At 48.4% G+C, this 9,372-nt stretch carries 8 protein-coding genes; 4 read left to right on the top strand and 4 right to left on the bottom strand.

The genetic code is table 11. The features are described 5' to 3' along the window. The first annotated feature begins 119 nt into the window (after positions 1–119). The gene (locus ACYVH9_RS27550; RefSeq protein WP_460639654.1) at positions 120–494 is read left to right on the top strand and encodes a hypothetical protein; all 375 of its coding nucleotides are present in this window, start codon (positions 120–122) and stop codon (positions 492–494) included. 490 nt (positions 495–984) lie between these two features. On the opposite strand, the gene ACYVH9_RS27545 is transcribed toward ACYVH9_RS27550, so the two are convergent. The 4 genes from ACYVH9_RS27545 to ACYVH9_RS27530 all read right to left on the bottom strand — a co-directional run bounded on the left by ACYVH9_RS27545 (position 985) and on the right by ACYVH9_RS27530 (position 5,353). Continuing rightward, entirely contained in the window at positions 985–2,784 is a 1,800-nt protein-coding gene (locus ACYVH9_RS27545) for an arylsulfatase (protein WP_460639653.1), read from the bottom strand. Between the two features lie 252 nt (positions 2,785–3,036). Further along, positions 3,037–3,570: a hypothetical protein gene (locus tag ACYVH9_RS27540; protein WP_460639652.1), complete on the bottom strand. Its 534-nt coding sequence runs from the start codon at positions 3,568–3,570 to the stop codon at positions 3,037–3,039. A gap of 799 nt (positions 3,571–4,369) precedes the next feature. Further along, complete coding sequence (locus tag ACYVH9_RS27535; RefSeq protein WP_460639651.1) at positions 4,370–4,594, bottom strand: (4Fe-4S)-binding protein; 225 nt, start codon at positions 4,592–4,594, stop codon at positions 4,370–4,372. 174 nt (positions 4,595–4,768) lie between these two features. After that, a complete protein-coding gene (locus tag ACYVH9_RS27530; protein ID WP_460639650.1) occupies positions 4,769–5,353 on the bottom strand; it encodes a Crp/Fnr family transcriptional regulator in 585 nt (194 codons plus the stop codon). Positions 5,354–5,573: 220 nt separating this feature from the next. On the opposite strand from ACYVH9_RS27530, the gene ACYVH9_RS27525 reads away from it, so the two are divergent. The 3 genes from ACYVH9_RS27525 (at position 5,574) to ACYVH9_RS27515 (ending at position 9,249) form a co-directional block, all read left to right on the top strand. Continuing rightward, positions 5,574–6,611: an LLM class flavin-dependent oxidoreductase gene (locus tag ACYVH9_RS27525; RefSeq protein ID WP_460639649.1), complete on the top strand. Its 1,038-nt coding sequence runs from the start codon at positions 5,574–5,576 to the stop codon at positions 6,609–6,611. A gap of 50 nt (positions 6,612–6,661) precedes the next feature. Next, entirely contained in the window at positions 6,662–7,528 is an 867-nt protein-coding gene (locus tag ACYVH9_RS27520; protein ID WP_460639648.1) for a pirin family protein, read from the top strand. Positions 7,529–8,160: 632 nt separating this feature from the next. Beyond that, on the top strand, positions 8,161–9,249 hold the full coding sequence (locus ACYVH9_RS27515; RefSeq protein WP_460639647.1) for an SGNH/GDSL hydrolase family protein: 1,089 nt from the start codon (positions 8,161–8,163) through the stop codon (positions 9,247–9,249). Positions 9,250–9,372: the final 123 nt, after the last annotated feature.

The following is a 9,372-nucleotide window of genomic DNA, read 5'->3' as shown; positions in this document are numbered from 1 at the left end:
AATGGCAGGAGGGCATGAAATTACGATCAGAGCAACCACAGAATCAGCCGGATTGGGCTGCTACTGAAGCCGCCTGATGGACTAAACTATTTTAACAAAACTCTCCAACTTTATAGGGGTTGATACATCAGGATTGCAAAGGCCTCAAAAAGAAAACCCATAAAGATCGTGGCGCTACGGTATATTTAGCTATACCCAATTGGCGTCTGTTTAGATCTGATGACCCTAATGAGCTTGATGGTTTAATGGCTCGGAAGTTAGTCTCAAGTACGGATACCGTATATGATATTATCATTTATAGGGGACTCGATATAAAACCAAAGAAAGCAGAACTAAAAGGAGTCAGCTTAATCTTTGAGGATGGAAGCCAGATTGAGAGGCCTGACCAAGCTATTGAAACCACAAAATTAAGTAGAAACCTTACCTTAAAAGCTCAGTATCAGTTGAAGCCGGAGGAAGTTGTCCAGCTCTCCCAAAAACACTTGTCAAGGTAAAGCTGATCAAAAAGGAACTTAGCGTTTACCCTAAAATGGCCCAATCATTTCAGCAAAAGGCGGGGTGTTTACTACAATCATTTTAAGATGGTTCATGATACGATGTCGGGAGCAGCAGGTAGTCGTTCCACCGAGGATTGTTTTTTGTCGCTAATTGGCTCATCGTGCCGATGCTTGGGAAAGATGATTCACTTGTAAGGCCCCGTACCCCGAATCAATTTAGATTAATTTGCAGCGTGTGAATCGTTGGGATCAACTTCCTCGCGACACCGTTGGTGTTCTGGCGATAGACTTTAAAAGTGGGCTTCCAAGTAAAGGCTAAATAGCGGTAAAACTAGCTAGCTAAAAAAGATATCTGAACGGTTCATCTTCTAACATGAATTCTGGAATTATCAGAGGAGCAATCTGTCTGTTTATAAGTGCGTTAATGTCTCTGCAATCACATTGTCTTCCACTGAAATATAGACTGTACGTTCATAAACCAGGGAGTTTATTTGGGTTGTCCCCGCTTTGCGCGAGTTGACGGCCCCTGAGCTGTCAACTGCAGCGCCTTCAACTCGGCCCCATGTCCGTGGGGCACCGAGGGCGCCCGTACTACAATTCGCTGAATCCCCCTAGGCAACTCGAGCAGGCCAAGTGGCAGCCAGGCCCAGTCTTTCTCATACACTTCCTTACGGGGAATCCGGTCGGGACTGGGTTTGAGGGGTGGGTCAAAGCCGTTCGGTAGAACTTGTTGAAGTGTCTGATTGCCGGCTTTGACCGTCAGAATGGTGCCACGAGCTGCCTGAGGGGCGGTGTACTGCAAGCTCAATCGATAGACTCCCGCTCGCTCCACGACCACATCCCACCAAATCGAATCGGCGGGTGATTGCCAGTTTACCAGCCAGTCATTGGCCCAGCCGCTGCCCTGCTTGTAACGGACCGCTCCCGAAAAGCGGGCTTCCGGAGCCTGCAATAAGACCCGTCGACCCGCTATGGGTGCGGGTCGAAATAGGGAGATTGTCCGGGAAACGTCACTCAACCAGTTATTGTAAGCGGTTTGTAGCCTCTGCACTTCTTGGGGCTGTTCAACGGCTATGTCCTTCGTTTGCGCCGGATCGCCGAGCATATCGTACAGCTGGGTTTGCCCTTTTTGCTGCACCAGGCGGTAATGAGCCGTACGAACACCCCCAGGCTCGGCAGCAAGGCCGTTGCTGGTCATCCCCGCTGAGTGCGTAAAGAGCATTCGCTCGGGCAGCGAATCGGACTGTCCCCGCAACAGGCCTGCCAAGCTGCGACCATCCAGTAGATGGGGCCACTTGACCGATAGACCGCACAAGTCAGCCAAGGTGGGTAGCACATCGATGTGAGCCGCCTGGGTGTGGATCTGGGTGTGTGGGCGGATCTTTCCCGGCCAGCGCACGAACATGGGCACGCGTACGCCCCCTTCGTCCACCGACCCTTTTATGCCCTTCATGCCGCCATTGAATCGGTGGCCGTTGGGACCGTTATCAGTGGCAAATACCACAATCGTATTTGCCGCTAATCCCAGTTGATCTAGTCGGGTCAGCAGCCGCCCCACGTTATCGTCCACGTTTTCAACCATCCCGTAGATGCTGGATTGTTCATCGTTGAGTCCTTTAGCTTTGTACTTGTCAAAGTAGCGGTCCGGCACCTGGTGGGGGCTGTGAGGGGCGTTGAAGGGCACATAGCAGAAGAAAGGCCGGGATCGATGGTGCTCTATAAACTTCAAGGCTGCATCGGTCAATACATCGGTGATGAAGCCTTTGGTGGGCACCATCCGATCGTTGTGCTGAAGATCGGTGTTGAAATAATTGTTCCAGTGGCCGGCACAAAAGCCCAGAAACTCATCGAACCCCTGCCCGTTGGGATCCTCGGGAGCGTGTTCCCCATTGTGCCATTTGCCGAAACAGCCAGTAGCATAGCCGTTCTGGCCGAAGACTTCGGCCAGCGTCAGCTCTTCGCTCCGCATGCGTTCCCAGCCTTGAGTGACCGAAACGGTTCCCGTCCGCAAGTGGTAGCGGCCCGTCAGCAGGCTGGCTCGGGTGGGTGCGCAAAGCGGGCTGACGAAAAAACGCTCGAACTGGGCTCCACTGAGGGCCAGGCGGTCAAGGTAAGGCGTTTCCAGGAAGCGGTTGCCGTGCAGACTCAAATCGCCCCAGCCCTGGTCGTCGGTCAAAATCAGGACCACATTGGGGGGCGCTGCGACCCTCAGACTCGGCGTCTTTTGCCGGTTCACCCAGCCGCTGATGACCATCACAACTATTCCAATCCAGAAAGTAAAGTTCATGTTACAAAAGTGATTCATCCGACCCGGTGTACAAGGGTCTGCCTTCGTCCGGAAGATAGTAGTTATAAATCGTTCCTTGTCGGTCAGAGGGTTAAAGTCGTTCTACAACAGGCCAATAGGTCCGGTAGTAATGACCTTGACCTCAATTCCGGACAGTCGTTATTTTGCGGACCTGACGTTCTTTATATTAGCTAATGACCAAGTCTTACCAAACTGTAATTACGCCTATTGTTCTGACTTTTCGTTTACCTGCTACTTTCGATCCATTGTGTTGCCTATACGTAGAGACAGCAAAATCCCATAGCTTGTTTCAGTTGGGAGTTTTAATCGAGAAAATACTTCGTAACTTGCTTTCTGAGTTTGGTAGAGTTCCACGGTTTCTTTTGGACAATCGTAAGTATATCCAAACAGAAAAAAAGGGTAAATAAACCAGCAATGATCCGCTGGTTTTGTGTTGGATGGCAACTGCCATTTTCCTTCCGTGCTTTTGATGTTCTGGATGATTTGATTACTGTATGCTTCTCGAAGATTGCCTTCAACTCGAATGCTATCTACTTTTCCCTGACTATTGACTCGAAAATGAAACATGGCTGATTCGGCTCGACAATCATCCATTTTATCCCGTACGTTTTGACCTAGAAAATTCGATAAGTTACCAAACCCAGCGGTGAGTTTTTTCACATCCAATAAAATAAACTGGGGCTGCCAGGTTGCTTTTTGAGCAAGTACCTTTTGGTGGAAACAAAAAAAAGTGGCTATTGTGAGTATTCGGAGAGTGAATAGCATAAGGATCGGTAAGTAAGTGTGGTACTCAACTTATTATAAAATCTCAGGCACAATTCTGAGGCCAGAAATTAAATGGTATACTGGCTAACTATTAGTAAAAGTATATGAGGAATTACGGTTCTCATACTCCAGTTTTAGACGTGGGGCACTATCTTATATTAAAAGTAAAAAATCGGGGTTTGTAGCCCCGATTCTTCGTTTACACAGTTTTTGAGATAGCGTCTTGAGTAACGGTAAGCCACTCAACTAGTTGAGTGGCTTTTTTATAGATATAATACCAAAGGAAGTTAACAAACAATAAATTGTAGTCTCACAGATCCTTTCCCAATGGGAAACGAACCGGCTTCTGCAATTGGCTGCGATTCGCCACTACGGTAAAAAATCAGCTTGAAAGTCGTATGTCCTGGCTAATCGCACCGACACATCGGCTGACCGTTCGTGCCTTATTAGCAGATATACCCTATCTGAAATCATAGAACGACCAAGTTTCTTAAACGGACATTTTCTTTGCTAAATACCGTTGAGAAATGAATAAAAAAATGGCATTCCATCTACAGGAGTTTTAGAACTCAGATCATGGTAATAATTTAATATCAAATATTAAATTCAATGATGGGCTTGATATAAGAAAATTATATTCTCTTCATTGTTCTTACTGGTGTCTTATGTAAATCTCCTATAAAAATTATGTCCGACCGATACCACCGTTTCCCCGCTTTTGTATCGCCAGAAAATAAGCGTATCTCGCCAAAACCATTTTCCTTTACGATTACTTCCGTATTTTCCATTTCTTTGATTTTCAGTTATCTAATACCTTTTCCTGTATGCTCAACGCGCCCGATGGGCACCTTGCGACCTGTTCGATCAGCTCCTTCGTAGTCGCGTTCTGGGGCTTGATCCAGGGGCGCTCTCCGGGATTGTATACCGCAGGCAGCGTTTTTACACATACCCCGGAATGGATGCATAACTGGGGCTGCCAGAGAATCGTAATCTCTCCGTTAGAATAATTATGGGTTTCTGCCATGATTTTCTTTCCCGTGTGATCTTCGGATTAGCGCGGTACGCGGACTTCCCGTTGCATCATCACTTTTTTAAAGTTGAACATGCAAAGTTCTCCGAGCTGGTAGAGGTGAACGATGATCTATGTCTAGAAATGAAATAGACATTTGTCTACTTCTTAAGCAGGCCTGAACCTATCTTATTTTCGCAAAAGCTGGCGTTTGACGCGGCTGAGCGTATCTTTCGTGATTCCCAGGTAGGAAGCGATAATGTGCTGCGGAAAACGCGCCATTAGATCGGGATAGCATTCGACAAAATCGGCATACCGTTTTTCAGCCGGGAAACTGATAGAAGAGGTAATTCGTCGCTGATTGGCAATGTTATTCCGGTTGTCCATCTCCCGGGTCATCTCGCAGTAGGCGGGCACTTTCCGGATCAGTTCATCGGTCCCCGCCTTGTTGATGAGCAGCATTTCCGTATTTTCCCAGGCATCGATGTGATAGGGACTGGGCGTATTCATCAAAAAACTTTCGCGGTCGCCCATCCACCAGTTCTCGATACCCAGCCGGGCGACATGCTCCGTCCCATTATCATCAACCAGATATTGTCTCATGGCCCCTTTGGTGATAAAGGCGAAATTTTTGCAAATATCTCCCGCCTGTAATAAATACTGTCTCTTTCTTAATTTGAAAGGCGTGAAAGTCTGACGAATCAAGCTTTTTTCATCGTCGGAAAGCGGCTCAGAACTGTATTTCTTGAGATAGTCAAAAAAAGCGTCGTACATACAAAGTAGAGTAAGTCCAGCCACTGTCCGTTTAGAAATACAGTTTTCCTGGGCGCTCTGACTGGTTTGTGCCAAATATACGGTTTATTGCTGCTTGCGACTTCAGGTAGGCCAGCATAGACATTTGTCTACTCTTTTTTTCGACTTATGTCATCTTTTCGCGCTCGATTGATAACGCAATTTTGCTTCTGTTAATATTGAAAAACAAGTAGAGGATAAAATGGAAATAGGCGTAGATAGTTTTGCCTCGGCCATGTACGGGAGTACGGAGCTAAGGAGTCAGGATGCCATGGAGCAATTGCTGGACCGGATTGTCGCGGCAGATCGGGCAGGACTGGCTGTTTTTGGGATCGGCGAACACCACAAAAAGGAATTTCTGGACTCGGCTCCATCGGTCATATTGGCCGCGGCTGCGGCACTCACCAAAAACATCCGGCTGACGAGTGCCGTGACGGTACTCAGTACCTCCGATCCGGTTCGGGTATTCCAAAGTTTTGCCACGCTGGATATTATTTCAAAGGGGCGCGCCGAGATTGTCGCTGGCCGGGGGTCTGCCATTGAAGCGTATCCGTTATTTGGGTACAATCTGAATGACTACGATGCTTTATTCAAAGAGAAATTACAACTGCTGCTAAAAATCCGGGACCAGGAATTTGTCACGTGGTCGGGCAAATTCAGACCAGAACTGAACAACCAGCCGGTATACCCTCGTCCCGTTCAGGAGAAATTACCGGTCTGGATTGGTGTCGGCGGAACACCGGAATCCTTTGTGCGGGCGGGTACGCTGGGGCTTCCGTTGATGGTTGCGATCATTGGTGGGGAGACGGAGCGCTTTCGGCCGCTGATTGATTTGTACAGGAGATCAGGATTGGAAGCCGGTTTCAGCCCGGAGCAGCTCAAGGTCGGACTACATTCACCGGGTTATGTGGGCATCGACGATCAGGCAGCGATTACTGACTATTTCCCGGGCTATCAGGAGCAATGGACCAAAATAGGCCGCGAACGCGGCTGGCCGCCGGTTACAAAAAGTCAGTTCGATTATATGATCTCGGAAAGAGGGGCCCTCCTCGTCGGCGGTCCCCAAACGGTTGCGAAAAAGCTCATTCGCCATAGCGAAGTCCTTGGGGGAATCGACCGTTTTACGTTTCAGATGGATGTTGCCGGCTTGACGCACCAGCAGTTGATGCAGTCCATTGAGCTGATCGGCCATCAAGTAATTCCTCTGGTAAAGCAACATAAAGCAGGGCCGACAAACTGATCCTGTTTAGACATTGATCGTCATTAACTAGTCAACCGGCAACACACAACATGAAGAAGAAAAGCAGTTTTTCTAGCCAGGGCCAACGGGCGGATATAGGTGATCTGATCATTTATCGTCTATTGCCCAATCGATACGCTGATGCAGTCGGTCCGTTTGTTTTTTTGGATCACATCGCCCCAGCCGAACCAACAAAAATTGACAAAGAAGGCACAGGCGCGCATCCGCACCGGGGTATCGCTACGTTGACGTACCTAGTAAATGGTGAGGGCCAACATTTTGATAGCGCGGGAAACTATGCCTTGGTGCATTCGGGAGGGGTTCAATGGATGAACGCAGGAAACGGGATTATTCACGATGAAACGCTGAATGCGGATTCCAAAACAGACTCCAACTTAGTCCACGCCTTTCAGTTCTGGATCAATCTGCCCTCAGCAATTAAAGCCGGAGAACGCGCCTATCTAGCCATTGAAGGCCATGATGTCCCTTACAAGAAATTGCCGGATGAACGGGGATGGATTAAGGTCATTGTGGGTTCATTTGAGGAGCTTTCATCGGCGATACCGAACTATTCAGAACAGTTCTTATACCACATCCATTTGGAGCCCGGTGCCCGTTTCACAATCGATTTTGCCGATAAGATAGAAGTGGCCGCTTTCCTGCCTACTCTCCCGGCTTCCATCAATGATGAACTCTTTAATGCCGGGGATTTTATAGAATTTGGCCGGGAGGCAGGAAGTCTGGAATTGCAGAATGAAAACGAGGAGGCTTGCGACTTCTTGCTCTTTGGGGGTGAGCCCTATACGGAGCCAATCGCTGCCGAAGGGCCATTCGTGATGAACTCCAAGCTGGAAATTGCGGATGCTTACCGCGATTTCTATAATGGCAAATACGGTAATCTCAATGAGAATCGCTAGAATTTCCGATTCGGTGAACCTCCGGGACACCTGAGCGTTTTGTTTTCATTTCGCTTTTCAACCGGATTTGGCATCAACACAATCCGCTTATCCCACTACTAAACGTGATTATCGCCAAGCCGGGCGAAGGTATGCTGACCAACAACCAGATTTTACCTTACTTGATGAAAATAACGATGCCCACCAAGCGTACGATGTCCAGGGAGATACGCTTTTCGTCATCAGGCCAGATGGCTACATTGGCCTGATGACTCAACGACTACTTTACCACTCAACTTTTCTGGATAGCATAAAGTAAGGATTTAATACCCCCTTGCTGGTTACTTGCCTACCTTCCTCTACGTTGGGTGCTGGCGTCTGCCCCTCAATATTGTTGGGGTCAATAAGGGCTCCTTTTTTGACCATAATAAAGAGTTGGACTTGGCTTATCCTAGCTCTTATTTCCCGATACATGCCTATAAAAGCATTTTCGTCTTCCGTTAAGGTGGCATTAGTGAGAGTCCGGAATTTACTCTAATTTCCCCCGAATTTCTCAGATTGATTATCATAACGTTTGATTCTACAATTGAAAAATTACTGTATTCAAACCCTTCCTGGTTGGTCAGTTTCAACTCGGTTCAGTCACCAAAGCTATGATTTCGTTTATTCTTCGCCTGTTCCTCACCTGTTTCGTTCTTGGTCTTGTAGGTGAAATATGGGCTCAGCAGCCGCCTGTTACCTTCACTGATGCCCGTAGGCTTACCTTGATTGGCAAGGCCGGCAACAGCGAACCGTTCTTCCACCGGCTGGATACGGCTGCCTTTCCGACCCTTCCAGCCAATGTCAAGCGCTTAGCGACGCATTCGGCCGGATTGGCCATCAGTTTTCAGACCAATAGCACCACCCTTACAGCCAAGTGGTGTACCAGCTCCCGTACGCCAAGTGCCAACATGACCGCCATCGCCTATCGAGGAATGGATTTGTACATCAAACGCGATAATCGCTGGCAGTACGCCGGCGTGGCGGTGCCCAAAGCCCAGCCTTGTTCGCAAGCTAGTATCGTGGAACATATGGCACCGGGCAATAAAACCTGTCTACTCTTTTTACCCACCTATGATGAGACTCTTTCCCTTGAAATCGGCACTGATTCGGGCGCAACCATAACGCCTGGAGGCAACCCTTTTCGAAAGAATATCCTGATTTATGGGTCCAGTATCACCCAGGGAGCGTCGGCTAGCCGACCGGGGCTGGCCTATCCGGCCCGGCTTTCCCGGGAAACGGGCTATCATTTTATCAATCTGGGTTTCAGCGGTAGCGGTAAAATGGAACCGGCGGTTGCCGACCTGATCGCCCCTTTACCCATGGATGCGTATATTTTAGATTGCCTTCCCAATCCCTCTCCGGAGGAAATTTTAGCCCGCACGAGCCATTTGGTTCATACCATTCGCAAGTTCCACCCAGCGGTACCGATCATTATCATCCAAACGGTGGCGCGTGAAAAAGGTAATTTTGACCAGCAAGTGGCGGCTATCGTCGCGCTAAAAGATCGGTACATCAACCAAGAAGTTGAGAAATTGCAACAGCAGGACAAACACTTATATCTAATCAGTGCGGATGGTCTTTTGGGGGCTGACCAGGAAGGTACTACCGATGGCATCCACCCCAACGACTTGGGGTTCGACCGAATGCTCCAAACGATTCGGCCAGCAATCTTGAAAATTCTGAGTCGCTATGGAATCTAATGATACCTAAAAGCCACCAGGAGACGAACGCTCTACAAGTTATTTTAGCCTGTTGCCAATGCAGTTAAATACAACCCCAGTACGTGCACCAAAGGCTTACCACAGCTGATCGCATAGGACCTG

Source organism: Larkinella harenae (assembly GCF_054780515.1).
Note: the sequence above shows the minus strand (reverse complement) of the source record. Positions and strands in the feature narration are given on the sequence as shown.

Excerpts from the sequence above, each read along its gene's own strand:
- ACYVH9_RS27530 (WP_460639650.1), bottom strand. The coding sequence starts at position 5,353 with ATGTACGACGCTTTTTTTGACTATCTCAAGAAATACAGTTCTGAGCCG.
- ACYVH9_RS27540 (WP_460639652.1), bottom strand. The coding sequence starts at position 3,570 with ATGCTATTCACTCTCCGAATACTCACAATAGCCACTTTTTTTTGTTTC.
- ACYVH9_RS27535 (WP_460639651.1), bottom strand. The coding sequence starts at position 4,594 with ATGGCAGAAACCCATAATTATTCTAACGGAGAGATTACGATTCTCTGG.
- ACYVH9_RS27545 (WP_460639653.1), bottom strand. The coding sequence starts at position 2,784 with ATGAACTTTACTTTCTGGATTGGAATAGTTGTGATGGTCATCAGCGGC.
- ACYVH9_RS27525 (WP_460639649.1), top strand. The coding sequence starts at position 5,574 with ATGGAAATAGGCGTAGATAGTTTTGCCTCGGCCATGTACGGGAGTACG.
- ACYVH9_RS27515 (WP_460639647.1), top strand. The coding sequence starts at position 8,161 with ATGATTTCGTTTATTCTTCGCCTGTTCCTCACCTGTTTCGTTCTTGGT.
- ACYVH9_RS27520 (WP_460639648.1), top strand. The coding sequence starts at position 6,662 with ATGAAGAAGAAAAGCAGTTTTTCTAGCCAGGGCCAACGGGCGGATATA.